The organism is Tessaracoccus sp. MC1679, assembly GCF_014164775.1.
In the GTDB taxonomy this organism is placed as follows: domain Bacteria; phylum Actinomycetota; class Actinomycetes; order Propionibacteriales; family Propionibacteriaceae; genus Arachnia.
The window spans coordinates 30052-55843 of sequence record NZ_JACJGB010000009.1 but is presented as its reverse complement, the minus strand read 5'-3'; the positions used below and the strand labels follow the sequence as shown (position 1 = coordinate 55843).

20 protein-coding genes are annotated in these 25792 nt (G+C 70.3%); 10 read left to right on the top strand and 10 right to left on the bottom strand.

The annotated features are described in order from the left end of the window. Window positions 1-108 precede the first annotated feature (108 nt). Complete coding sequence (locus H5398_RS17915; RefSeq protein ID WP_182800558.1) at window positions 109-5628, bottom strand: carboxyl transferase domain-containing protein; 5520 nt, start codon at window positions 5626-5628, stop codon at window positions 109-111. Between the two features lie 634 nt (window positions 5629-6262). Continuing rightward, window positions 6263-6832, bottom strand: coding sequence for a hypothetical protein (locus H5398_RS14740; protein ID WP_182800557.1), 570 nt, complete (start codon window positions 6830-6832; stop codon window positions 6263-6265). Window positions 6833-7136: 304 nt separating this feature from the next. Between H5398_RS14740 and H5398_RS14735 the strand changes: the two genes are divergently transcribed. Next, on the top strand, window positions 7137-8591 hold the full coding sequence (locus tag H5398_RS14735; RefSeq protein ID WP_182800556.1) for a cell wall metabolism sensor histidine kinase WalK: 1455 nt from the start codon (window positions 7137-7139) through the stop codon (window positions 8589-8591). Further along, a complete protein-coding gene (locus H5398_RS14730) occupies window positions 8588-9253 on the top strand; it encodes a response regulator transcription factor (RefSeq protein WP_182783496.1) in 666 nt (221 codons plus the stop codon). Before H5398_RS14735 ends, H5398_RS14730 begins: the two co-directional genes overlap by 4 nt. A 12-nt stretch (window positions 9254-9265) precedes the next feature. Here the strand turns inward: H5398_RS14730 and H5398_RS14725 are convergent, their stop codons facing one another. Beyond that, on the bottom strand, window positions 9266-9631 hold the full coding sequence (locus H5398_RS14725) for a hypothetical protein (RefSeq protein ID WP_182800555.1): 366 nt from the start codon (window positions 9629-9631) through the stop codon (window positions 9266-9268). Window positions 9632-10109: 478 nt separating this feature from the next. Then, window positions 10110-11831, bottom strand: coding sequence for a fumarate hydratase (locus H5398_RS14720; RefSeq protein ID WP_182800554.1), 1722 nt, complete (start codon window positions 11829-11831; stop codon window positions 10110-10112). 112 nt (window positions 11832-11943) lie between these two features. Here H5398_RS14720 and H5398_RS14715 point away from each other — a divergent pair, with 112 nt between their 5' ends. The 7 genes from H5398_RS14715 (at window position 11944) to H5398_RS14685 (ending at window position 18775) form a co-directional block, all read left to right on the top strand. Continuing rightward, window positions 11944-12672, top strand: a complete 729-nt coding sequence (locus tag H5398_RS14715) for an SDR family oxidoreductase (protein WP_182800553.1) — start codon at window positions 11944-11946, stop codon at window positions 12670-12672. A 28-nt stretch (window positions 12673-12700) separates the two neighbouring features. Further along, window positions 12701-13117, top strand: coding sequence for a hypothetical protein (locus tag H5398_RS14710; protein WP_182783488.1), 417 nt, complete (start codon window positions 12701-12703; stop codon window positions 13115-13117). Between the two features lie 188 nt (window positions 13118-13305). Continuing rightward, window positions 13306-14985, top strand: a complete 1680-nt coding sequence (locus H5398_RS14705) for an ATP-binding cassette domain-containing protein (protein WP_182800552.1) — start codon at window positions 13306-13308, stop codon at window positions 14983-14985. A 2-nt stretch (window positions 14986-14987) separates the two neighbouring features. Further along, the gene (locus tag H5398_RS14700) at window positions 14988-16064 is read left to right on the top strand and encodes a branched-chain amino acid aminotransferase (protein ID WP_182783485.1); all 1077 of its coding nucleotides are present in this window, start codon (window positions 14988-14990) and stop codon (window positions 16062-16064) included. A gap of 281 nt (window positions 16065-16345) precedes the next feature. After that, the gene (locus tag H5398_RS14695) at window positions 16346-16810 is read left to right on the top strand and encodes a hypothetical protein (protein ID WP_182800551.1); all 465 of its coding nucleotides are present in this window, start codon (window positions 16346-16348) and stop codon (window positions 16808-16810) included. A 66-nt stretch (window positions 16811-16876) separates the two neighbouring features. Then, window positions 16877-18031, top strand: coding sequence for an LLM class flavin-dependent oxidoreductase (locus H5398_RS14690; RefSeq protein WP_182800550.1), 1155 nt, complete (start codon window positions 16877-16879; stop codon window positions 18029-18031). Between the two features lie 150 nt (window positions 18032-18181). Next, the gene (locus H5398_RS14685) at window positions 18182-18775 is read left to right on the top strand and encodes a CE1759 family FMN reductase (RefSeq protein WP_182783479.1); all 594 of its coding nucleotides are present in this window, start codon (window positions 18182-18184) and stop codon (window positions 18773-18775) included. Between the two features lie 57 nt (window positions 18776-18832). Here H5398_RS14685 and mshB read toward each other — a convergent pair whose 3' ends face one another. From mshB to H5398_RS14665, 4 genes are all read right to left on the bottom strand, one after another. After that, window positions 18833-19735: an N-acetyl-1-D-myo-inositol-2-amino-2-deoxy-alpha-D-glucopyranoside deacetylase gene (mshB, locus tag H5398_RS14680; protein WP_370586146.1), complete on the bottom strand. Its 903-nt coding sequence runs from the start codon at window positions 19733-19735 to the stop codon at window positions 18833-18835. 174 nt (window positions 19736-19909) lie between these two features. After that, window positions 19910-20542: an HAD-IA family hydrolase gene (locus H5398_RS14675; RefSeq protein WP_182800549.1), complete on the bottom strand. Its 633-nt coding sequence runs from the start codon at window positions 20540-20542 to the stop codon at window positions 19910-19912. Window positions 20543-20643: 101 nt separating this feature from the next. Continuing rightward, entirely contained in the window at window positions 20644-21648 is a 1005-nt protein-coding gene (locus H5398_RS14670; protein WP_182800548.1) for a Gfo/Idh/MocA family protein, read from the bottom strand. Continuing rightward, window positions 21645-22640 (bottom strand): Gfo/Idh/MocA family oxidoreductase, encoded by a 996-nt coding sequence (locus tag H5398_RS14665; protein WP_182800547.1) that lies wholly within the window; start codon window positions 22638-22640, stop codon window positions 21645-21647. Before H5398_RS14665 ends, H5398_RS14670 begins: the two co-directional genes overlap by 4 nt. 265 nt (window positions 22641-22905) lie before the next feature. Here H5398_RS14665 and H5398_RS14660 point away from each other — a divergent pair, with 265 nt between their 5' ends. Next, on the top strand, window positions 22906-23535 hold the full coding sequence (locus H5398_RS14660; protein ID WP_370585769.1) for a cation transporter: 630 nt from the start codon (window positions 22906-22908) through the stop codon (window positions 23533-23535). Between the two features lie 88 nt (window positions 23536-23623). Here the strand turns inward: H5398_RS14660 and H5398_RS14655 are convergent, their stop codons facing one another. Continuing rightward, window positions 23624-25348, bottom strand: a complete 1725-nt coding sequence (locus tag H5398_RS14655; RefSeq protein ID WP_255443790.1) for a DUF5671 domain-containing protein — start codon at window positions 25346-25348, stop codon at window positions 23624-23626. A gap of 16 nt (window positions 25349-25364) precedes the next feature. After that, window positions 25365-25790, bottom strand: a complete 426-nt coding sequence (locus H5398_RS14650; RefSeq protein ID WP_182783469.1) for a hypothetical protein — start codon at window positions 25788-25790, stop codon at window positions 25365-25367. Window positions 25791-25792 lie beyond the last annotated feature (2 nt).

The window sequence follows — 25792 nt, the reverse complement described above, 5'->3', positions numbered from 1 at the left end:
AGGTCACTCTTCTGAGGCTTCGAGGCTCGTCGCTGCGCTCCTCGCTCCTCAGCCAGCGGGCGTGGGCTCTTCGCCCTCGCCCGCAGCTGGCTCACCGAACGGGGGAGGTCAGCGGCGGTAGGCCTCGATCACCCCGACGATCGACGGCCGCAGCTCGGCGGCCGTGATCACCCGATCCACCGAACCCACCTCGACGGCCCTGTGGATGTTGTGCACCCCGTCGAACTCCGCCGCGACCTCCGAGATCTTCTCCGCCCGCACCGCAGACCGGACCTCGGCCAACTCCACCTGGATCTCGGCCCGCTGCTCCGGGGAGGCGTCCCGGAGGCTCGCCTCCAACGCCGCGACCCTCGAGTCCGCACCGGTCCGCTTCGCCACGTCACCGGCGAACACCACCGCGGCCGCCGGCGCCCCACCCAGCACCGAGGCGTAGGACCCCTCGAGCGCCAGCACCGTCATGTTCTCGTTCAACCGCTTGGAGAACACCACGAACGCGCCGCCGTGGTAGCGCGAGATGACCACGAACACGATGGGGCCGTCGAAGTTGACGATGCCCCGCCCGATCTCCGCGCCGTACTCCAGTTGCAGGTTGCGCATCGACTCCGGCGAGCCGTCGAAGCCCGACAGGTTCGCGAGCACCACCAGCGGCCGGTTGCCGGATGCCGAGTTGATGGCACGAGCCACCTTCTTCGACGACCGCGGGAACAACGTGCCACCGGTGAACGTGTCCGGGCCGTCGGTGGGGGGGAACCCCGCGCGCGGCACAGGCTTGGACTCGATCCCGACGACGCATACCGAGTGCCCGCCGACACGCGCGTCGATCACCACCGCCGTCTCGGCCTCCGCCATGCCCGCCCAGCGCTCGACGCGCGGGTGGTCCTGGTCGCAGACCGCCGCGATGACGGTGCGGATGTCGAACGGCTTCTTCCGGTCCGGGTTGTGGGTGGCCGAGAAGATCTGCCCGACGGTGGCGAAATCCGTGCCGATGTTGTGTGGGTACTCCGAGACGTCGCGATCCACGGCATCGCCCGTCACCGCACGGCGGGGGCCGGACTCGCCCTCGGGCGAATAGGTGTGGTCGTAGTGCGACATCAGGATGCCCATGGCCGCACCCAGATCCTTCGCCCAGTACTGCGCCTGGCCGTTGGGGCCCATCACGCGGTCGTAGCCGCCGATGCCGAAGTTGTCCTCCGCCGACACGCCGCCCGAGAAGTCCAGCGACTGCTTGCCCGTCAGCACCATGGCCGAATCAGGCGTCATCACGAGGATGCCCTTGGTGTGCATCAGCATGGTCGCCTCGGCGTTCCAGTACGGCTGGGCGCCCACGTTGATCCCCGCGACGACCACGTTGATCTCGCCGCCTCCTTGGGTGAACTCGACGATCCGGCGCAACGCGGCGGCCACCCAGTCCATGTTCTCGGTGCCCGACTCCATCGAGATCCGGGCCCCGGAGCTGAGCGTGAACCACTCCACCGGCACCCCCATCTCCTCGGCCAGGTCGATGGCGGCCATGATCCGCGAGCACTCCGGCTCCGAGACGGCGCCCAGACCCTTCGTCGGATCGCCCGACAGCACGATCCTGGTCACGCCCTCCGGGTGCAGCGCCGTCGGTGTGGTGACCCGAGCGACGATGATGCCCGCCTTGTTGCGGCCAGGGGCACGGTCCACCTCGACGAGGCGGCCCTCGCCGTCGAGATCGAGCTCGACCAGCGAGCCGCCGGGACCGGCCAGGGTCGCGGAGAGCTCGTACGGGTAGACCAGCCCGCGACGGCGGGCGCGCAGCACCTTGGCCGTGTAGTCGTCGAGCGGCTTGAGCGGCTCGGTGGGCGGCGGGGTGACCGTGGTGGTGACGCCCGCGCCCGGCTGCGCGTGGAAGCGGACGGCCAGCGGGATGAGGCGGTCGCCGCGGACGAAGCGGCCCTGGCAGAGGACCTCCTCGATGCCCGCGCCGTCGGACAGGGGGGTGATCCGGTCCTGGAGCGGCTCGACGTCGGAGACATCCAGGTCGATCTCCGGCCAGACGTGCACCCAGACGTGGTTCATGTCCAGCTTCGAGCCGGCCTTGCCTCGGGCGGAACGGGTCCGACGGATGGCCTCCAGGCAGTTGGCGACCGCGCGCTCGGCGTGCGGCAGGCCGATCAGGCCGCCGTCGGCGTCGCGCACCACGGCCAGCTGCCGCACCTGCGCCATCGCCACGAGGCGGCGGTCGTCCGCGTTGGACTTCGCCACGCACTCGAACAGCAGCACGTCGTCGGGGGCGGGCAGGCGCGTGGTGTCGAAGTCGCGCAACCGCCACAGGTCCAGGCGGCGCCCCACCATCGGAGGCAGGCCACGGATCTTCTCGTCCTCGTAGAGCTCACCGTCAGTGAACCGGAACGTGCGGTACTCCACCGCGCCGTCGGCGGTGCACACCGCCACCGCGACCCTCTGCACGGCCGGGTCCCAGGCCCAGGACCGCAGGCGCTCCAGCAGTTCGGCGCCCAGCGCCTCGGCATCCGGGCGCTCCGGCCACAGCACATACATCTCGACCACGGCGTCATGGCCCGGCGTCCGCCCCGCGACCTGCGCGGCAATCAGCGACTCCAGCGGCCCGCCCGCGGCGAGCTCGTCGGCCAGGCCCACCGTCGTCACGAAGCGGCGCGGCCGCCCGTTGAGGGTGTAATCGCCGAGCACGACGGAGCGGTCGGCCACCGTGACGCTGGAGACGTCCGAGAGCCCGTAATCCGTGTAGTACTTCCGCAGCAGCACCTCGAGCATCGGCTCGTGCGCCGGCACCCCGCGACCCAACCGCGTCGCGAGGAAGTTGGCCGTCCACTCCGGGATGTCGGCCAGCCTGGCGATCCGTTCGTCGTAGTCGGGCGCGTCAGGGGTGGCGGCGAGTGCCTCCACCTCGTCACCCACGCCGGCGACGATGGCCGCCCGCTCGGCGTCCACCTGCGGCTGGTCGAACCAGCGGAAGCGGACCGAACGCGCGAGGTCTCCGACGGCGGGGAACCGCAGCTGCGTGGCGCGCACCAGGCGCTCCAGCTGCGCCCGGGCGATCACCGCACGGTCAGCGTCAGGGGCCGGCTCGGCGATCCAGCGGTCCAGGATGCCCAGCACCAGCGGCACGTCTGCGGCCACCCGCTTCTGCGCCAGGAAGATGCGGAACACGGCCGCCTCCAGCTCGGGCGTGCGGTCCAGCGAGTCCACGCCGTAGTGCCGCAGCGCGGCCGCCAGGCGGTCGACGAAGTGGCCGGGCAACCCGGCGCGCTCCACGTCGAGGGTGGTCAGGTAGCGGTGCAGGTGCTCGCGGTCCGAGTGGACGCGCAGCTCGGTGTTGGCCTGCTCGCCCATGGGGCGGTTGCGGCTGAGCTCGGCGAGATCGGCGAACAGGGTGAGCAGCTCGATCTCCGCGGCCACCACATCGACGCCCGCGGACCGTGCCTCCTCGCGCGCCACGAGGTAGCGCGGAAGCGTCTTGGCCGAGGGGTCCACGTCGAAGCCCATGAGGATGGCCGACAGATCCGCCAGCAGGCGGCCGGCGCGGACGGAAGGATCCGCCGCGGGCGGGCAGACAGGAATGTCGATCGGCGCGGACTCCACGATCACCGCGGCGGCGCCGTTGCCGAGCGGCTCCAGGCGCACCAGCGGAGCCATGGACTCCACCTGCGAGCCGGTGGTCACCAGCATCTCCTTCACGCGCGCGGCGAACGGCGCGTAGACGGCGGTCTCCATCTTCATGGATTCGAGGACCACGACGGGGGCGCCGGCCTCCACCTCGTCACCCACCTTCACGGGCGTCGCCACCACGAGCGCGGGGGCGGGGGAGCGCAGGACGCCGCCCTCATCCCGAGACACCCGGTGGGTCACGCCGTCGACCTCGATGAGGTGGATGGGCCCGTGGGTCGCGGTGATGATCCGGTGCCGGTCGCCGCCGACGGTGACCCGCCCGTGTACGTCGTCCAAGCGCTGCAGCTCGGCCTCGGTGGCCTGGTCTCCGACGACGACCCGATAGCGCCCCGGGGCGATCGCGAACGCGGTGACGCTGTGCACGGACCCGCGCAGCTTCAGGTCGACGGCGGCGCCGGACTTGTGCTGGGTCTGCGGCCGGCCGCCGTGCGCGGTGGTGAGCAGCCGGTCGGTCTCGATGGCCGTGGTCTCCTCGTAGGCCTCGATGGCCGCCACCACGAGCGCGACGCCGGCATGCTCGTCGGCGATCAGCCCACCGTCGGCGCGGGTGCGGTCGATCCAGCCGGTGTCGGCCCACGGGATGTCCGCGTCCTGGGGCCCCGCGGCGCGGCGCGCGCCCGCCTGCTTCGGCTGGCGGCCGGTCACCTCGGGCTGGCGGAGCAGCTCGAGGACGAAGCTCTTGTTGGTGGCGCCGCCCTCGATGACGACGGTGGTCTCCGCCATCGCGCGGCGCAGGCGGCCCAGCGCCTCGTCGCGGGTGCGGCCGTAGGCGATGATCTTGGCGATCATCGAGTCGAAGTCCGCGGGGATCGAGTCGCCCTCCGCCACGCCGGTGTCGACGCGGATGCCCGGGCCGGCGGGCAGGTCCAGCCTGGTGATCAGGCCAGGGGCGGGGGCGAAGTCGCGGTCAGGGTCCTCGGCATTGAGGCGGGCCTCCACGGCGTGGCCGAACTCGATGGGGCGCTCGGTGAGGGTGCCCCCGGCGGCGACGTGGATCTGCGCCTTGACAAGGTCAAACTCGTTGGTGACCTCGGTGATCGGGTGCTCCACCTGAAGGCGGGTGTTGACCTCCAGGAACGCGAACATCTTGTCGCCCGGGTGGTAGAGGAACTCCACGGTGCCCGCGCCGCGGTAGTCGACGGCCAGCGCCAACCGTTCGGCGGCGGCCTTCAGCTCGTCGGTCTGCGCGGAGGTCAGAAGGGGGGAGGCGGACTCCTCGATGATCTTCTGGTTGCGGCGCTGGATGGTGCAGTCGCGCACGCCGATGGCCCAGGCGGTGCCCTGGCCGTCGGCGATCACCTGCACCTCGACGTGCCGGGCGCCCGTGACGAGCGACTCGAGGAACACAACGCCGGAGCCGAACGCCCGCTGGGCCTCGTCGCGGGTGCGCTGATAGGCGTCGGTCAACTCCTCGGGGGTGGTGACCTTGCGGATGCCGCGGCCACCGCCGCCCGCCGTCGCCTTCAACATCAGCGGGTAGCCGATGGACTCGGCGGACGCGAGGGCGTCGTCGAGGGTGTCGACGCCGCCGCGCGACCACGGCGCCACCGGCACGCCCACCTCCTCGGCGATGAGCTTGGAGCCGATCTTGTCGCCCAGCTTGCGCATGGCGTCGCCGGAGGGGCCGATGAAGGTGATGCCGAGGCTCTCGACGAGGTCCGCAAAGGACGCGTCCTCGGCGACGAAGCCCCAGCCCACCCAGACGGCGTCGGCCCTGGCGTCGGTGAGGACGCGGGCGAGAAGGTCGTGGTTGAGGTAGGGGCGCTCCGACGCCGGGCCCAGCGGGTAGGCCTCGTCGGCCTCGCGGGCGAACATGGCGGAGCGCTCGGCGTCCGTGTACAGCGCGATCGTCGCGATGGGGTCGCGGTCAGGATGTTCAGCGTTCAGGTCCCGCACAGCGTGGATGAGCCGCATGGCGGCCTCTCCGCGGTTGACGATGGCGATGCGTTGGAACACCTTGCCTCCTCAGGGGTCGACGGCAGCCCGTGGGGGGCTGAGTGTCAATGTCGCACCCTTTAGGCGGCTGCGCGAGTCGGCGCGACGGTTGGCCCCCGATTGGCGGTAGTGAAGGGGTTGCGGCTCAATGTCGCGGGGAAAACATTGTGAGGTTCCCACAAGCTGTGGGCGTCCCCCGCCATTGGGTGGGTCTTGGGTGTTGTGGTCGGGTCCGGCTGCGTGTGGTGGGGGCCGGGCCGCCCATGATGCCGGCCTCGGTCTCGGGTGTTGTGGTCAGGTTCGGCGGCGTGTGGTGGGGGCCGGGCCGCCCATGATGCCGGCGGCGGCGCTTCGCGCGTGGCGCCGTCATCAACGCCCACCCAACCTGCCCCGGCCCCCACCACCCACCGCCTTTCTGGCGCGGTCACCGGCCTCCCGGTGGGTGAGCCGGTCGGGCGCGGAGCGCCGCCGACCGCGTCGAAGCCTCTCTTACACGGTGGCTCTCCGGAGGCGTGGTCGCAGGCCTCCCGGTGGGTGAGCCAGCCGGCGCGAAGCGCCAGCTGCGTCGAAGCCAATTGCGCCCGATGCAGGGACCTGACAAGCGGAACGCCCCGCCGCTGGGGGAGTGCGACGGGGCGTTCGGGTTCAGGTGAGATCAGTCGTCGTCACCGTCATCGTCGTCCGAGTCATCATCATCATCGTCCGAGTCATCATCGTCGTCGTCATCGTCCGAGTCGTCGTCATCCCAATCGTCGTCGTCACGGTCGTCGGAGTCGTCGTCATCGTCATCGCGGCCGTCCGAGTCGTCGTAGCCGTCGTCCGAGTCGTCGCCGCGACCGTCGTCGTCCCGATCATCCCAACGGTCGTCCGAGTCGTCTCGGCCATCGTCGTCATCGTCGTCGTCCCAGCGGGAGTCGCGGTCGTCGCCCAGTTCGACGCGATCATCCCGATCGCGCTCGCCGCCCCTGTCATCGTCACCGGCGGACCGGGTCGAGGGAGCGGCGGAGGAGCTGGGCGTGCTGTCCGCGGTGGCCGAGGGGCTCGCGGAGCCGGCCGGGACCAGAATCGGGGTCGTGTCGTCGTCTCCGGACTGAGCGGGGGCCGAGATGGTCGTCGCCGGGCGGGCGACCTCGGGCTGGCTGACCGCGGAGGCGAAGAGGCCGCCTCCGACGGCGGTCACGCCGAGTGCAGCGGCGGCGAACCAGGTGAGGGGTGAGAGTGCCATGATGGGCTCCTTCGTCGTTGTCGTTGGCACCATTCGACAGCGACAACATGAGGGCGAGAAGTAGTTCGGCGTGAGACCTCTCTCATCCGCGTCGTTCGCGGGCCGGTAGCGGCCCGGGCTCTGCCCACCCACGCGGCTACCGTTCCTCCAGATCGGTTCCCGAGGCCCTGAGGGGCCCGAGACCACGCCTGGAGGAACAGCAACCGCGCACCCCCGAGGCGACCGTCTCCTGCTCCGTCCAGATGAGACGTTTCTCACGCGGCCACGCCCGGCAGATGGCACCGGAGCGGGCAGACTGGAGCCCATGACCGACCCCGACCCCCAGGGCGCCACCCGGGTGACCATCCGGGCCCGCATCATGTGGGCGATGGTGCTGCTGGCCGGGCTGTCCCTCCTTACATCCGGCGCCATCGTCGCCGGGGTGCAGGACCGCGTGATCTCCGCGAACCTGGACGCCCAGCTGGAGCGCTCACGTGACGAGCTCAGGGTCCTGGCCACCCGGGGTGTCGACCCAGCGACTGGCGCTCCCTTCGCTGGCCCCTCAGAACTGCTGCGCACCTACCTCGAACGCACCGTCGTCGGCCCGGGCGAGGGCGAGGTGGCGTTCGTGGGATCACAGGTGCGGTGGGTGGCCTCGGAGGATGTGCCGCTGCGGCCGGAGGACGACGCCGAGTTGATCGCCATCGCCACTCCGTGGGCGACGGGCGACGAGATCATCCTGGAGCGGCTCCGCACGCCCACGGGGGACTATCACCTGCTCCTGGTGCCCGTGAAGTTCCCGACTGAGACCGGGGCCCTGCTTCACGTCGTGGACCGTGGCCTGGCCGAGGCCGAACTCCGCCGCACCATGACCGTGTACGCCGCCGTCGCGCTGGCCACCATGGCGCTCGTGGTCTTCCTGGCCTGGCTCGTGGTCGGCAGGTTGCTGCGCCCGATCGAGGAACTGCGCGAGGCTGCCGAGTCCATCGACGAACGCGACCTCACCTCCCGCGTCCCGCTCCGCGGCAACGACGACCTCACCGCTCTGTCCGCGACCATCAACCGCATGCTCGACCGGGTGCAGCACTCCGTCGAGGGGCAGCGGCAGCTGCTCGACGATGTGGGCCACGAACTGCGCACGCCCATCACCGTCGTCCGAGGCCACATGGAACTCATCGACGTCCACGACCCCACCGACGTCCGGCAGACCCGAGATCTGGTGCTGGAGGAGGTGGACCGGATGGGGGTCCTCGTCAACGACCTCCTCATGCTCGCCCGGGCCGGCGAGAGCGACTTCGTCCAGCCGCGGTGGGTGGACCTGGCCGCCCTGACCGACCAGACGCTGGAGAAGTCGCGCGCCCTGGGGGACAGGGTGTGGCGCCTGGAGCGCATCGCGTCCGCCGAGGCGTGGCTGGACCCGTCACGGATCACCCAGGCCTGGCTTCAGTTGGCGGCCAACGCGGTGAAGTACTCCTCGCCGGGCTCGGCGATCGCGTTGGGGTCGCAGCTCCACCGCGGCGAGGTGCAGCTGTGGGTGCGCGACGAGGGGATCGGGATCGCGCCGGATCAGCTGGCATCCGTGCGGGAACGGTTCGGGCGGACCCGGGAAGCCGAGAGCCACGCGGCCGGCGCCGGGCTGGGGCTCAGCATCGTCGAGACCATCCTCGCCGCACACGGCGGCCGGCTGGACATCGAGTCCGAGCCCGGCGTCGGGTCCACGTTCACCATCAATCTGCCGCTCGGGCCCGAGCGTGCCGTCGAGGAGGCCGACGTCTCATGAGCACGATTCTGATCATCGAGGACGAGGCGCGGATCGCGTCGTTCATTGCGAAGGGGTTGAAGTCCGCCGGGTTCACCTCGCACTCGACGGCGAGCGGCGCGGAAGGGGCATCGCTGGCGATCCACGGCGGCTTCGATCTCGTGGTGCTGGACGTCGGACTGCCGGACATCGACGGCTTCGAGGTGCTCGAACAGATCCGTGGCCAAGGGGTCGCGGTCCCGGTGATCCTGCTCACCGCGCGGTCATCGGTGGCGGACCGGGTAGCTGGCCTCGAGGGTGGCGCGGACGATTACATGCCCAAGCCGTTCTCGTTCGAGGAGCTGCTGGCGCGGATCCGGCTGCGGTTGCGCACGGACGCGGGGTCGACGGCGGGGGACCCGACGCAGCTCAGTCACAACGGGTTGTCCCTCGATCTGCGAACCCGTCGCGCGACGGTGGGAGAGAAGTCGGTGGACCTGTCGGCCCGGGAGTTCGCGCTCGCGGAGACGTTCCTGCGCAACCCCGGTCAGGTGTTGAGCCGGGAGCAGCTGCTGAGCAATGTGTGGGGGTTCGACTTCGACCCCGGCTCCAACGTCGTCGACGTGTACGTGAGATACCTGCGGGGAAAGCTGGGCAGGGAGCGGTTCGAGACCGTGCGGGGCATGGGCTACCGGCTGGTATGACGTGACTGCGCGTCAGTCATCGTCATCGTCCCGGTCGTCGTCATCATCATCATCATCGTCGTCGTCGTCGTCGTAGTAGCTCGGCTTCGGGGCCGCGACGGTCTGGGGCGCCTCGGCCTCGTGGGCGGTCTGGGTCGCGGACGGCGAAGGCGTCGTCGTCGATCCGGACGTGGCGCCCGGGTAAGCCGAGTCGGACGGGGACGGTGTGGGGATGGTCGGAGTGATGGTCGATTCCGGCGACGGCGACCCCGCGGCGGGCACCATCAGGGCCGGCTCGCGAACCGGGGTGCCCGCCGGTGGGACCATGCTCGCCACCGCCCACACCCCTGCGGCTGCCACGGCGACGATCAGCGCCAACCCGGCCAGCGTCCGTTTCATGTCAGACCTCCTCGACCACACCAGTCAACACCGCCAGCATGAGCCGGGAGCGACGCGCGCATGAGAGAACTCTCATCTCCCCGTCGACTATTGGGTAGGTCTGGTGTGGTGTTGGCCACGATTCCTACCGAGTAGGCATTCGGGGAAGGGACGGGCTTTGAGTTGCGAGCGAGGGTGCGGGACGGCAGGGCGGCTGCGCGCGTGCACGCCCAACCCGACCATCACTCGACGGAACACGCCTGAGCAGACCCGGCCCAAGGCCGCCGTGACGGCACGCGCCCGGAAGGGACCACGCCACTGGAAGACGAGTGCAGGGAGACCTGACACGAGGCCCGGGCGGCTTCACTTCCCGACCACAGCCAGGCTGGCAGCAAAACGGCCGACGGTGGACCATGGCCGCCCGGGGTCGTGTCGGGGCTCCCTGCACCGGGCGCAAGGGGCTTCGACTCAGCGGCGGGCGCTGCGCGCCGCGGCTGGCTCACCCAGCGGGCGTTAAGGGTGCCATTCCTTCGCGCTTCGGGATGGTCAGGGCGATGGGCTTGTTGACCTCGGCGAAGAAATCGTTGCCCTTGTCGTCGACGATGATGAACGCCGGGAAGTCCACCACGTCGATCTTCCAGATCGCCTCCATGCCCAGCTCCGCGTATTCCACCACCTCGACGTGCTTGATGCAGTCCTGCGCCAGACGCGCCGCCGGGCCGCCGATGGAGCCGAGGTAGAACCCGCCGTGCTTGTGGCACGCGTCGGTCACCGACTGCGAGCGGTTGCCCTTCGCCAACATGATCATCGACCCACCCGCGCCCTGGAACTGGTCCACGTAGGAGTCCATGCGGCCCGCCGTCGTGGGCCCGAACGAACCGGACGCCATGCCCTCGGGCGTCTTGGCGGGGCCGGCGTAGTAGACGGGGTGGTCCTTCAGGTACTGCGGCATCGGCTCGCCGGCGTCGAGGCGCTCCTTGATCTTGGCGTGTGCGATGTCGCGGCCGACGATGAGCGGTCCGTTGAGCATGACGCGCGTCTTGACGGGGTGCTTGCGCAGCTCGTCGAGGATCTCGGGCATGGGGCGGTTGAGGTCGATGCGGACGGCCGCGCCCTGGCCGGTGCCGGTGATGCCGTCGGTCTGGGCGTCCAGCTCCTCGTCGACGTGCTCGGGCATGAAGCGGGCGGGGTCGAACTCGAGCTGCTCGATGAACACACCCTCGGGGGTGATCTTGCCGAGGCACTGGCGGTCGGCGGAGCAGCTGACCGCGATCGCGATGGGCAGCGACGCCCCGTGGCGGGGCAGCCGGATGACGCGGACGTCGTGGCAGAAGTACTTACCGCCGAACTGGGCGCCGATCCCGAGCTTGCGGGTGAGCTCGAGGACCTCGTTCTCCAGTTCGACGTCGCGGAAGCCGTGCGCCGCCATCGATCCCTCGGTGGGCAGTGTGTCGAGGTACTTCGCGGAGGCGTACTTGGCCGTCTTCATCGCGAACTCGGCCGACGTGCCGCCCACCACGATGGCCAGGTGGTACGGCGGGCACGCTGCGGTGCCGAGCGAGCGGAGCTTCTCCTCGAGGAACTTCATCATCGACGCGGGGTTGAGGACCGCCTTCGTCTCCTGGTACAGGTAGCTCTTGTTGGCCGAGCCGCCGCCCTTGGCCATGAACAGGAACTTGTAGGAGTTCTCATGCCCGACGGCGGTGTCGGCGTACAGCTCGATCTGCGCGGGCAGGTTGGAGCCTGTGTTCTTCTCCTCCCACATCGTCAGGGGCGCGTTCTGCGAGTAGCGCAGGTTGAGCTTGGTGTAGGCGTTGAACACGCCCATCGACAGGGGGCGCTCGTCGGTGCCCTCGCTGAGGACCTGTTGGCCGCGCTTGCCCATGATGATCGCGGTGCCGGTGTCCTGGCACATGGGCAGCACCCCGCCGGCGGCGATGTTGGCGTTCTTCATGAGGTCCAGCGCCACGAACTTGTCATTGGGGGAGGCTTCCTCGTCGTCGAGGATGTTGCGCAGCTGCTGCAGGTGCGCGGGGCGCAGGTAGTGGGCGATGTCGTGCATCGCGGTCTCCGAGAGCAGCGTCAGGGCCTCGGCCGCCACCTTGAGGAATCGTCGCCCCTCGGGTCCCTCCACCGTCTCCACACCTTCGGTGGTGAGCAGTCGGTAGGGCGTCTCGTCATGCCCGATCGGCAGCATGTCAACGTAGCGAAACTCCGGCATGGGACCTCCTAGAGAGCGGTCCGACCAGTTTCTCAGACGGGGTTGCCGCGGCAGGAGTGGGGTCGGCGTTTGGGTCTACTGCTGGGCGCACGGGCGGAGTAGCGTCGTCACCATGGCCATGTTCAGGATCGACGGGAAGCGCGCCCTCGTGACGGGCGCCAGCAGGGGGATCGGGTTCGCGACGGCGAAGGCGCTGCGCGAGATGGGGGCGGAGGTCACCATCGCGGCGCGCAACGGGGCGGAGCTGAAGGCGGCGGCCGAGCGGATCGGCGCCTCCTGGGTGCCCGCCGACGTGAGCCGTGAGGCAGACGTGCTGCGCCTCGTCGACCGGGCAGGCGACGTCGACATCCTCGTCAGCAACGCAGGAGGCCCACCGCCCGGGCTCCCGAGCGAGGTGTCTCAGGAGGCGTGGGCGGCCGGATTTGAGACCACCTTCATGTCCACGGTGCGGCTCGTCGACGGCGTGCTGGCCGGGATGCGGGAGCGGGGCTGGGGCCGGATCGTCGCGATCACCAGCCTCACCGTGCGGCGGCCGGCGCTGAACCTGCCGGTGAGCAACGCCATGCGGGCCGCGGTGACCAACCATCTGCGGACCCTGGCGATGGAGGTCGCCAAGGACGGGGTCACCTGCAACACCGTGGCCCCCGGCTACACCGCGACAGAGCGGCTCAAGCGCCTCCACACTGACGCGGCGGACGCGCAGCGCCTTCAGGCCTCGATCCCGGCGCGGCGGTTCGGCGACCCTGGGGAGGTCGCGGCGGCGGTCGCGTTCCTGGTCACAGAGGAGGCGGCCTACATCACCGGCCAGGAGATCGTCGTCGACGGCGGCTTCACCATCTGAGGGCGGCGTCGTCGTCTAGCCTGGGGGTGTGGCAGAGGAACTCACGGAGCGCCAGAAGGCGGCCAAGATCAGGCACGAGCTCACCGAGGGGCACGCGCGGGCCGAGGCTGCCCGTGCGAAGGTGCTGATCGACGAGTTCATTGTCGCCGCGCGCGCCCAGGGGCTCGAGCCCCGACCCCTGCAGGCGCGGACGCTGAGCGGTCACCCTGTCAAGACGGACAAGGTGGGCTGGTACCTGCGCACCAACCACTCCGTCGGCATCGACACCGAAGGCAACTACTACTCCCTGACCGTCCCCGGCGGGCTGATGGAGCGCCTCCGCGGGGTGAAGCTGGAGCCGACTTTGGCGCCGCTGGTGATCGGGCGCGGGGGTCGCGACGGCGAGACGGGCGACCTGAGGGAGTTCCTGGCGTGGGCGTTGGAGGGTCGCATTCCGCAGGACTGAACGCTCCTCGCGCCTCAGCCCGCTGTGGGTCGGTTGGCCAACGACGGGACGCGTGGCATCATATTTCTGACGTATTCCCTCACGAGGAGAACTCCAGTGACAGATCTGATCGGCACCGCGCCCCTGCGCTGACCCGTCGAGCTGTCCGCTCCGGTCTCAGCGCGTCCCGCTGATCGATCGGAGTTCTTTTGTTTTCAGTCACGTTCAACCGCGTCCGCCTCACCTGGCCCGACGGCACTCCCTGCCTCGATGACGTCACGCTCGCCTTCTCCCCCGGTGTCACGGGGGTCGTCGGCGACAACGGCTCCGGCAAGTCCACCCTCCTGAAGCTCATCACCGGCGAGATCGCCCCGACGGCGGGCACCGTTGTCGTCGGCGGGAGCGTGGGCGTCCTTCCCCAGAACCTGACCCTCCGCACCGACGACACGGTTGCCGACCTCCTGGGCATCCGGGCGCAGGTCGACGCCGTGCGCGCCATCGTCGCCGGGGACCCCGACCCGGCGCACTTCGACGCCGTCGGCGACGACTGGGACATCGAGGCCCGCGCCGCCGAGGAACTGGGCGCCGTCGGCCTGGACCTGGGCCTGGACCGGCCCGTCGGCACCCTCTCCGGAGGCGAGGCGATGCTGGTGGCGCTGGTGGGACTGAGCGTGTGTCGACTCGATGTGGTCCTCCTCGACGAGCCCACCAACAACCTGGACCGCAACACCCGCGTCCGCGTCTACTCGCTGCTCGAACGCTGGCGCGGCACCGCGGTGGTGGTCAGCCACGACGTCGAGCTGCTGCGTCGCGTCGGCTCGATCGTCGAGGTGCGCGACGGCGAGGTCGAGGCGTTCGGCGGCAACTGGGAGGTGTACCGCGAGGCGGTGGGCATCTCGCAGGAGGCCGCCGAGCGCGCACTTCGCGCCGCCGAGCAGCAGCTGCGCACCGAGAGGCGCCAGAAGGTCGAGGCGGAGAAACGCCTGGCCAGGCGCGAGAACGCGGGCAAGCCGGCCGCCGCCCGCGGGGTCAGCAAGGCCGCCCGCGACTTCTACGCCAACCGCTCCGAGAAGGCCGTGGCGAAGGCGCGCGGGGAGTCCGACGACAAGATCGCCGCCGCGCGCTCCGCCGTCGACGACGCCGAGGCCCGGCTTCGCGACGACGAGCGGGTGAGGATCGACCTGCCAGACCCGGGTGTCGGGACGGGCCGCCGGCTGGCGGAGATCGTCGACGCCGCTGGCGCGGTTCACGTCATCCAGGGCCCGGAGCGGGTCGCGCTGGTGGGCCCCAACGGCGTCGGGAAGACGCTACTGATCGAGTCGATGGTGGCGCCGGCTGTTGTCGCGGGTCACGACCCTTCGAGACGGGCCACGCCGCTCCGCGGGTGGGCCCCCTCAGGGAGCGGAGCAGCCGGCTCGATCACCGCCCGCGTCGGGTACCTGCCGCAGCGGCTCGACCACCTCGACGACGCCCGCGCCGTCCTCGACTGCATCCGCGACGCCGCCCCCACCGTCGAGCCTGGCGCCATCCGCAACCGCCTCGCCCGTTTCGGCCTCCGCGGCGACGCGGCCCTCCGCCCCCTGGGCACCCTCTCCGGGGGCGAGAGGTTCCGCGCCTCACTGGCCGCGCTCCTCCTCGCGGAGCCGCCCGCGCAGCTGCTCATCCTCGACGAACCCACCAACAACCTCGACCTCGCCACCGTTGAGGTCCTCGTCGACGCCCTGCGGCAGTACCGCGGCGGCCTCCTCGTCGTCTCGCACGACGACGATTTCCTCGCTCGCCTCGCCGTCGGGAGGCGCCTGGAGCTACACCACGACGGCTCGATCTCGGACGTCGTCGAACCTGTGGACAGGGCGGACGGCGGAAAATCTGGGGTCTACCATCAATGACCATGGCCACGTTCTCGCTTACCCGCACCACCACCCCCACAGCGGACGCCGCTCGCCTGGCGGCTCTCGCGGACCCGGGCTTCGGCCGCTATTACGTGGACCACATGGCGGTCATCGACTACCAGGGCGGCGACGGCTGGCAGGAGCCACGCCTCGTGCCCATGACGGAGTGGGCGCTGCACCCCGCGGCCGCCGTCCTGCACTACGGGCAGGAGATCTTCGAGGGCCTCAAGGCGTACCGCCGCGACGACGACTCCATCTGGCTGTTCCGCCCCGAGCGCAACGCCGCGCGCTTCGTCCAGTCCGCGAAGCGGATGGGCATGGCGGTGCTGCCGGAGGAACTGTTCCTGGACTCGGTCACCCAGCTCGTCGAGCTGGAGCGGGACTGGGTGCCTGTGGGCGAGAACGAGCAGAGCCTGTACCTGCGCCCGTTCATGATCGCCTCTGAGCCGTACCTCGGCGTCCGCGAAGCCCACACCTACCGCTTCGCCGTCATCGCCACGCCGGCCGGCCCGTACTACTCGGAGCCGGTGAAGCTGTGGATCACGCCCAACTACACCCGAGCCGCCCCCGGCGGCACCGGCACTGCGAAGTGCGGCGGCAACTACGCCGCCAGCCTCGTCGCCACGCAGGAGGCTGCGGCCAACGGCTGCGGACAGGTGCTGTGGACCGACGGCGCCGAGCACAAGTGGGTGGAGGAGTGCGGCACGATGAACATCATGTTCGTCACCGCCGACGACGAACTGGTGACCCCGTCGCTGGGCTCCATCCTCGCCGGCGTGACCCGCGAATCCATCCTGGCGCTCGCGGCCGAGCACGGGCTCGAGCCGGTGGAGCGCCCCATCTCGGTCGACGAGGTGCTCGACGGCGTGGAATCGGGTCAGATCCCGGAGGTGTTCGCCTGCGGGACCGCCGCCGTCGTCACGCCCATCACCGGGTTCAACTCGCCGGCTCGGGGCGTGCAGACCGTGGCCGACGGCGTCCCGGGACGCAAGACCCGCGAGATCCGCCAGCACCTTGTCGACATCCAGTTCGGCCGCGCCGAGGACAAGTTCGGCTGGACCCGAAAGGTCTGCTGAGGCGGTGGCATAGTGGCGGCATGAGCGCACCCCAGCCGCCGTCGAACCCTCAGCCTCCGTGGGGCGGCGGGCCTGGTCAGCCGCCCTATGGGCCTGGTCAACCGCCCTACGGTCAGGGCCAGCCTCCTTACGGCCAGGCTCAGCCGCCCTATGGTCAAGCCCAGCCTCCTTACGGTCAGTCCCAGCCATCCGCTCAGTGGCCCGGGCAGCCCGGGGCTTGGCAGCAGCCGGCGAAGCCTCGCAGCAAGCTGGGGCCCATCCTGACCGCCGTCGGCGCGGTGATGCTGGTGGCCGGTGTGGTGCTGGGGTTCTCCGTCGGGCGGAGCTTCATGCAGATCATTCCGTCGGCCAGCCAGAGCACGCCGGTGATGGGAGAGACAGTCGTCACCGTCACAGGTGGTGACTCGCTGGTGCTCTACGCGCCCAGCGGGATCATGCCGGTCTGCGACATCATCGGCCCCACCGAGGCCGTGCCCAACATCGACCTCGGGGGCGCGAGCTATCAGTTCTCGGTCAACAACGTGAGTTACGAATCGATGGCCAGGATCGGCGGTCCGGGCGAGCCCGAGGGCGAGTACACCGTCAGTTGCGAACAGACCGGCCTCCTCATCGCGCCGCCGCTCGACGTGGGGGACATCGTCGGCTCCGTGGGCGGCCTGCTCGGGGTGATCGCGCTGCTCGGCATCGGATTCACACTGCTCGTCGTGGGGTTCATCATGTGGCTGTTCGGGCGACGCCGTCCCTGATCGGGAATAGTTTCATTTTCAACTTGTTTGGTCTATTGTAGAGGTAGCAAACAGTTTGGAGCAGTCATGCAGTTCGGCATCTTCACCATCGGGGACATCACCACAGACCCCACCACGGGGCGCACGCCCACCGAGCACGAGCGCATCCGCGCGACGGTGGAGCTGGCGAAGAAGGCCGAGGAGGTGGGGCTGGATGTCTTCGCCACCGGCGAGCACCACAACCCGCCGTTCGTAGCACCGGCCAACCCGACGGTGCTGATGGCTTACCTGGCGGCCCAGACCGAGCGGCTGATCCTCTCGACGGCCACCACGCTGATCACCACCAACGACCCGGTCCGCCTCGCGGAGGACTACGCCTACGTGTCCCACCTGGCCGAGGGTCGCGTGGATCTCATCCTGGGCCGCGGTAACACCGGGCCGGTCTACCCGTGGTTCGGCAAGGACATCCGCGACGGCATCGCGCTCGCGGTGGAGAATTACGCCCTGCTGCACCAGCTCTGGCGCGAGGAATCGGTCGACTGGGAGGGCAGGTACCGCACCCCGCTGCACGGCTTCACCTCCACCCCCCGCCCGCTCGACGGTGTGGCGCCGTTCGTGTGGCACGGCTCCATCCGCTCGCCCGAGATCGCCGAACAGGCCGCCTATTACGGCGACGGCTTCTTCCACAACAACATCTTCTGGCCCCCGAGCCACACCCGGCGCATGGTGGAGCTGTACCGTCGTCGGTTCGAGCACTACGGCCACGGACGGGCTGACCAGGCCATCGTCGGGCTCGGCGGGCAGGTGTTCATGCGGAAGAACTCGCAGGACGCCATCCGCGAGTTCCGCCCCTACTTCGACCACGCGCCGGTCTACGGCGGTGGGCCGTCGTTGGAGGAGTTCACGCGGGAGACGCCGCTGACGGTGGGCTCGCCGCAGCAGGTGATCGAGCGGGTCCTCGGCTTCCGGGAGTACGCGGGCGACTACCAGCGCCAGCTGTTCCTGATGGATCACGCGGGCCTGCCGCAGAAGACGGTGCTGGAGCAGATCGACATGCTCGGCGAGGAGGTGGTGCCAGTGCTTCGGAAGGAGTTCGCGGCGCTGAAGCCCGCCCACGTGCCCGATGCGCCCACCCACGCCTCGCTCCTGGCCGCCCGCGCCCCCGTCGAGGAGCCGGAGCGCACCGAGCCCTCCGTCGACCGGTGGACCGGAACCCGGGCCGAGGACGACAACCGCCTCTGAGTTGCGCTCGGCGCGGGTCGGGGTTTGAGCAAATGGCACGGGTCAAACCGCGAAACCGGCCTTCTTGAACGATCAAACCGCATCGACTCGTGCCATTTGCTCAAACCCCCTCCAGCCCAGCACGCCCCTTCTGCGAAAGGAACGATCCCCATGTCCCGCATCGTCGTCATCTCCGGCGGCCTCGGCACGCCGTCGTCCACCCGCGTCCTCGGTGACGCCGTGGTGGCGCGCCTCCGCGAGAACCTCCTGGAGCGCGGCGAGAGCGCAGAGGTGACGGTCGCCGAGCTGCGCGAGCTGGCCCACCCCATCGTCGACGCCATGCTCACCGGATTCCCGACCGGTGAGCTCGCCACGGTGGTCGACGCCGTGGCCCGGGCGGACGCGCTGGTCGTGGTGTCGCCCACCTTCTCCGCGTCCATGAGCGGGCTCGTCAAGAGCTTCTTCGACATCCTGGAGCCGGGCACGCTCGCCGGGAAGCCCGTGCTGATGGCCGCCACCGGAGGCACCGAGCGGCACTCGCTGATGCTTGAGTTCGCGATGCGCCCGCTGTTCAGCTATCTGGGCGCGCTGCCAGTGCGCACCGCCGTGTTCGCCGCGACCTCCGATTTCGGCGGTCCCGGCGCCGCATCGCTCGCCAGGCGGGTGAAGGAGGGGGCCGACGAGCTGGCCGCCGCCCTCGTGGCGGCGCCCCGTCAGGCCACAGACGACGGTTTCGTCGAGTTCGCCGCGCTGCTGGCGAGCTAGCACTCCACAAGAAGGGGCCCGCGATGAGCGTCATCGAGGGCCCTTTTCCTGTCCCGGTCAGCCGGCGACGTCGTCGCTCCGCAGGCCGGCGAACAGGCAGCTGGCTAGCCCGTCGCCCTTCGGGAACGGCTCCCCGGCGCCCATGAGGTACGCCTCGCCGGAGCCCGGGAGTTCCTGCATGATCCGGTAGAACTGCCAGAACGGGTGCTCGATGTCCACCTGGCTACGGTGAGAGCCCAGCGCCCGCCGGCACACGTCCAGCCACGGCGCGGTCTCGATCAGCGCCACGATCTGCGCCGGGTCCGGCCCGAAGCTGTCGGCGTCGCGCTCCTGCTCCGGCCACAACTCCAGCCCGCGCTCCTTCGCGATCAAGTACGCCTCTACCCACTTGTCCGTGTTGTGGGTGTTCCAGAGGATGCGGCGGATCTGCCACGGTGCGCCGAGGTCTGGGCGGTGCGACGGCGAGGCCGCCAGCACGCTCGCATACATGAGCACCCGGTGCGCCTGGATGTGATCGGGGTGGCCGTAGTTGCCGTGCGGATCGTAGGTGACGGCCACCTGGGGGCGGCGGCTGCGGATCACCTCGACTAGGTGGTTGGCCGCCTCGAGGAGGTCGGCGCGCCAGAACGCGTTGGCGGGCATCTCGTCCGGCACGGCCGCCTTGCCGTCGGGTCCGGTGGTCATGCCGGAGTCGTGATAGCGGCCCGCGCCGCCGAGGTAGACGTGATCCGTCACGCCCACCTCGCGCAGCGCGGCGTCGATCTCCATCCGACGGTGGTCGCCGAGCTGGGCGGGGGTGAAGTGCTGCCACTCGGGCAGCATGATCTCGCCGAGCTCGCCGAGCGTGCAGGTGACCAACGTGACCTGGGCGCCCTCGTCGAGGTACCGCGCCATGGTCGCGACGGACTGGCTGGACTCGTCGTCGGGGTGGGCGTGGACGAGGAGGAGGCGATGGTTCACGGCCGACAGTCTACGCCGCGCCGCAAGGTAATCCAATCTTCAACTAGAGTGGCCGGGTTCCGGTCGGGGCTCCCCGGGGTCGTGCGGTAGATGTTCCTCCAGGCGGGCGCTCGGGACCCACAGGGCCCCGAGGACCGCTCTGGAGGAACAGCAACCGCGCCGGGCCCCCGACCCTCAGCCTTCCGACAGCCCGAGGAGAGGGCGGAGCTCGTCCAGAGTGGCGACGGAGTGGTCCGCGCGGTCTTCCACCGGCGCCTCCGGCGACTCGAGGGTCGCCGTGGCCAGCCCCGCCGCTGCGGCGGCGTCCGCGTCGATCGGACGGTCGCCCACGGCGAGGCACCCCGCCGGGTCCAGCCCGTGCCGCTGCAGCATCGCGAGGTACATCGCAGGGTCCGGCTTGCGCGGGTACCCGTCGGTGGTGGAAATGAGATCGTCCGCCTCCAGCCCGAGGCCGTCGAGCAGTGACTGCGCGCTTGCACGGTCGCGGTGGGTGACGACGAGGTTGAGTCCGCCGGCCGCCCGCACGTCATGCAGCAGCTGGCGCGCGCCCGGCATCGCCGGAGCCGGATCCAGCCGCCACTGGGCCTTCAGCTCATCCTCCGCCGCCTCGAACTCGGCCTCCGGTACCCCGAACCGAGCGGCGAGTGTCGCGACGGCGTGCCCCGTCGACACCCGGGTCAGCCGCGGCACCTCCCGCACTTCAAGGGCGCCGCCGTGGGCGCGGACCACCGCAGCCAGGGCAGAATCCAGGGCCGGGTAGGTGTCTACCAGGGTGCCGCCCATGTCCCAGAACACGTGTTGGTACATGGGGAGAGCTTACGACCCAGCTGGTTGAGCCGGCTGCGGCGCGCGAGCGGCCCGGTGCCGCGTCGACGCCCCCAGCGGGTGGGGCGAGCCCCACGGGTGGGTCAGGGGAGGGGGTCGCCCATGAGATCGCGGGCCCGCTCCATCAGAGTGATTGTGGACAGCGTCGCGTCCAAGGGCCGGATCGGCGATTCCGTCAGCCCCGCGCCGATGCACCGCGCCACCTCGAGCGCCTCGTGGTAGAGCCCCACGTGCGCCACCCGCTCCTCCTCCCAGCGGAGCAGCTCGCCGTCACGGAACCGCACCTCCACGGGGCCAGGATGGTAGAACGGTCCGTCGAGGACGAGGGTGGCCTCGGACCCCGCGACCACCGCCGTCGTCGGCGTGTCCGCGACCATCGACGCGTGCACCACCGCCTGCCTCGACTCGCCATCAACCAGCAGCGCCGCGAACTGCCCGACGGCGCCCGTCGCGTGCCGCTGCCCGGTGGCCGCCGCGACACTCAAGCCCGGCAGAACCCAGTCCACGAACATCAGCGGGTAGGTGCCCAGGTCGTTCATGGCGCCGCCGGCCTGCGCCGGGTCCATGGCTCGGTGATGGTCGACGAGGTACTCGCCCATGTCGGCGGCCACGGACCGGACCTCGCCCAGCATTCCGCTCTCGAGGATCTGCCGGACGACGTCGTAACGCGGCAGCGCCAGCGACCACACGCCCTCCATGCAGAACAGCCCACGGCTGCGGGCCACCCCCACCAGCTCCTCCGTGTCCGCGAGCTTCGGCGTCATCGGCTTCTCCACCAGCACCGGCTTGCCGGCCTCCAGCGCGAGCCGCGCGTGGGCGAGGTGGTCGAGGTGCCCCGTCGCGACGTAGATGACATCGACGTCAGAGTTCACCAACTCCTCGTAGGAGCCGAACGCGTGCTCGATACCGAACCCGTCGGCGAACTCCCGCGACCGCTGAGTCGTCCGCGACCCCACCGCCACCACCCGCTGGCCCGTGTTGGCCAGCAGCGTGGAGACGAACTGGTGCGCGATCCAGCCGGTGCCGAGGATGCCCCAGCGCAGGCTGGGGACATCGCCGACGGGGCGTGGCTGGGGCAGTGCCCTCACCGATCAACCTCGACGAACCTGCCGCCGGTGTACATCGACTCGACCACGGCCTCCCCCACGAGGGTGGCCCGCTCGGCGTCCTCCAGCGTGGCCACCGTCGACGGCCGACCCTCGCGCACGGAGTCCACCCACTCCTGCAGCTCCAGCCGGTAGGCGTCCGCGAAGCGCGGACGCCAGTCCATGGCGATGGGCGACGAGGTGGCGAAGTTGGCGTTGACCAGCAGCTTCGCTGGCTCGGTGACGGTGAGCACGCCGGTCTCGCAGACAGCGTCGCAGCGGATGTCGTAGCCGTACCGGGCGTTGAGGAAGACCTCGACGGTGCTGAGGGACCCGTCGGCGGTGCGGACCAGGATGAGGAATGGGTCCGCGAGGTTGTTGGCGGTGGAGCTCGGGTGGCCGGCATGCCAGCTGACCTCGGTGACGGGAGCGTCCAGCAGCCACGGAATGAGGTCGAGGTCGTGGATGGCGGAGTTGAAGACCACCGACTCGTTGGTGGCGCCCGGCCCGGAGGACACGCCGCGACCCACGGAGTGGATCATCAGCGGCCGGCCGTGCTGTCGGGACGTGATGGCCGCCTTCATGGCCACGTAGCCGGGGTCGAATCGGCGCATGAATCCGACGGCGGCGCGGGCGTTTCCGCCACCGACGGCGATGCGGTGGGCCGCGACCACCTCGGCGCAGGTTGCCGAGTCGTAGGCCAGCGGCTTCTCGACCAGCACATGCTTGCCGGCCTCGAGGCAGGCCTTGACCTGTTCCGCGTGCAGGAAGTCCGGTGAGGCGATGACGACGGCGTCCACATCGTCGGCCGTGAAGAGGTGGCTCGGGTCCGTGAGGACGCGGGCGCCGGGGATTCCGGCGATGGCCGCTTCGGCGCGGTCTTTGTCCGGATCAGCGATGGCGACGACGTCGGCGCCTGCGATGAAGCGATGGATGTTCTGAGCGTGATCGGCGCCTATGATGCCTGCGCCGATGACCCCGATGGAGAGACTCATTTGTCCTGACCTTTCTTGGGTGATTCCAGCCTACGCGATGCGCGGGTGTCGCGGAAGGACTTCCCCCGGGCTGAGGAGTGAGGAGCGCAGCGACGAGCCTCGAGGCCTCACTGACGTTTGCTGACAGGGTCACTTCTGTGAGGCTTCGAGGCCGCTGCGCGGCACCTCAGCCAGCGGGGGGCGCTGCGCGGCCCTCCGAGAGTGGGGATCCGGGGAGGGTAGACCGGCCCTGGATCCCCACTCTGCGAGGGGTACCCTGTCGGCCGTGCACGAAATCGACCCCACCCGCGTCCGCGCCCTCAAACGGACCGTCCTCATCGTCGCCCTGCTGAACCTGGGCTACTTCTTCGTTGAGAACGCGGTGGCGCTGGCCATCGGGTCGGTGTCGCTGTTCGCGGACTCGGTGGACTTCCTCGAGGACACGGCAGTCAACCTGCTGATCTTCGCCGCACTTGGCTGGCCGCTGGCGCACCGCTCCGTGGCGGGCAAGGTGATGGCCGGGATCATCCTGGTGCCCGCCGTGGCCGCGCTGTGGATGGCGATCGCCAAGTTCCAGAACCCAGACGCACCAGACCCTCTCTCGCTGATCCTCACCGCCGGCGGCGCCGTCGTCATCAACACCATCTGCGCGATTCTGCTTCTGCGGCAGCGTGACCACGGCGGCTCCCTGACCCGCGCTGCGTGGCTCGCCGCCCGCAACGACGTGATCATCAACCTCGGCATCATCGCGATGGGCATCGTCACGCTCACGCTGGTGCCCAACGGCTGGCCGGACCTGCTACTCGGGATCGGCATCCTGGCGCTGAACCTACGGGCAGCCAAGGAGGTGTGGGAGGTCGCGGAGGAGGAGAACCTCGCCGCGAAGGCGCTCGCCGGCGAGGTCGACGACGACTGATCCGCCCCCGGGCGTCGGCGCTGCGCCCCTGCCCCCTGCGCGGCTGTGCCCGGCTCAATCCGGGAGGGCTCAATCAGCGTCGGGAAGGTCAGTCAGGATCGGGGCTCGCGGCGCGACGACCGCTCGGGTCAACCACCACGACCCGATGCCCACCGCCCTCGGCGAGCACCATCACGTCCAGGCCCGGATACAGGGCCAACTCGTCGGCCAACCCCGCGACATTCCAGTCCGCGGACGGGTGGTCCAACCGCCCCCACACCTCGACGTGGGCCCCCGTCGCGCGGGAGACCTCGCGGTCAACCTCCGGCCCGACTGCGCCGATGAGCACCACGGTCCTCGGCCCCCGCGGGCGCGCCGAGGCCCCGGCCACGCGATCGGCCCGGAACACCGCCCCGTGATAGGCCGACACCGCGGCCGCCCCAACCAGGGTCCCCAGCGCGTAGCGCATCGACCGCACGGTGGCCGCCCCGAGGGACCCAGCCACCACGTCCTGCAGCAGGGTGACGGCGGCCGTGATGAGCGCGATCACCGCCGCGACACCAGCCAGCCCGAAGAGCACCACCAGGTAGACCCGACGCGCGGGTGAGGCAGCCTCCGCGGTGGGATCGACGGCGGCGCCCAGGCCGACCCGCCGCCAGAACACCCACCACACGGGTGCTCCCACGACGAGCAGCGTCACCGCAGCCCAAAGCGTGTTGACCACCGGCATGCCCGCGTCGATGCCGGGGGTGAGGGCCTCGATGAGGGTCACCAGCAGGGTGCCGACGCCGACGGCGGCAGCCACCAGCCCGATGCCGGCCACCAGGTATTCGTAGACCCGCTGCGGCTCTGTGCGCGCCAGGCCTTCCTGGCCGGAGGCCAGAACGGAGCGGTGGTACCACCAGATCAGGACCCCTACCAGCAGCGCGGCCAGCTCGAGCGAGGCGCTGTCGAAGTGCACCGACGCCGTCAGATCCTGCCGGTCACCGAAGAACCACACCAGCACGCTCCACAGCAGCCGGCTGCCGGCCACCAGCGCCATCACCAATCCGCCGCCCACCCCGAGCGGCAGCACGAAGGCCAGCCACAGCGGCCGTCGGGGCAACGCAATGGCCCGCGTGGCCCAGTAGCGCACCCAGATCAGCGCCCCGACGAGCAGTGTCGCGGCTCCCTCGCCGAGCATACCCAGCGGGCGGCCGACCGTCTCGGGGCGCAGCAGCAGATCCAGCGAGGTGCCCAACGTGATGACCAGCCCGGCGGTCCCGAAGGAGAGGCCCACCAGCGATCCGAGCAGCAGATGCGCGGTCTGGCGGGGCTCGTCGAGGGTCCGTCGTGCGATCTCCCAGTGGACCCACCAGACGGCAGCCCAAGGGACGAAGGTCGCGGCGGACTCCGCGTCGAGGCGCCCGTCCGAGACCAGCAGGTAGCCCACGTTCTGCACCGACGACGCCGCGACGACCGCTCCGGTGAGCGCGGCCAGCGTCACGTAGGCCACCCACATCGGGGACTCGGCCTCGGAGGGGTCCGCCCTGTGCATGCGGCGCGTCCACCAGGCCAGCAGCAGCGCCAGGGCGCCGCCGACGAACGTGAAGGCCAGCCCCCGCGCGAGTTCAGCCGACGGATCCTGCCACTGGGGCACCTCGGCGCCCAGCAGCCTCCCCAGCAGCTCGTCCACCCCCAATGCCACGACGATCACGAGGGCATACAGCACGGCGTACTGGAAGAATCGGCGCACGCTGCGCGCGTCGACGCCGGGGCCGCGGCGCCTGACTCCCGTCGCGATCAGGGCGATGAGCCCCACCACCACCGCCAGGCTGATGAACCCGGAGACCATCTCAACCACCACCGTCCTACTTGCAGCCGTAGACAGGCCAAGGGTGACCGGTCAGCATCCACTCGCCATCCCGCGCGCGAAGCTCGAACTGTTCGCGATGCTCCCACGTATCGAGCATTCCGCCCTGGGATTCGGTGATATCGGCCACGACGATGGCCTTGTCGCCATCAACGCGGGTGTCGGCGACGGTGAGGCTGGCGCGCAGCGGCCGCTGCACCCCCGGCAGGGGGGCGGAGCAGCCGAGGGACGGATCCAGGTAGCTGACCGCCTCGTCGTCGTCGCCCCTGATGAGGGCAAGGGCGTAGAGCTGGACCACGCCGTCGGGCGTCGACGGATCAAGGTCTGGCTGTTCGCGGGTGGCGGTGAAGACGCCGGCCATGACAGCCAGGAGCGCCACTGTCGCGATCACCACCGCGAGCACCACGTTCGGGCGCGTGTTCATGC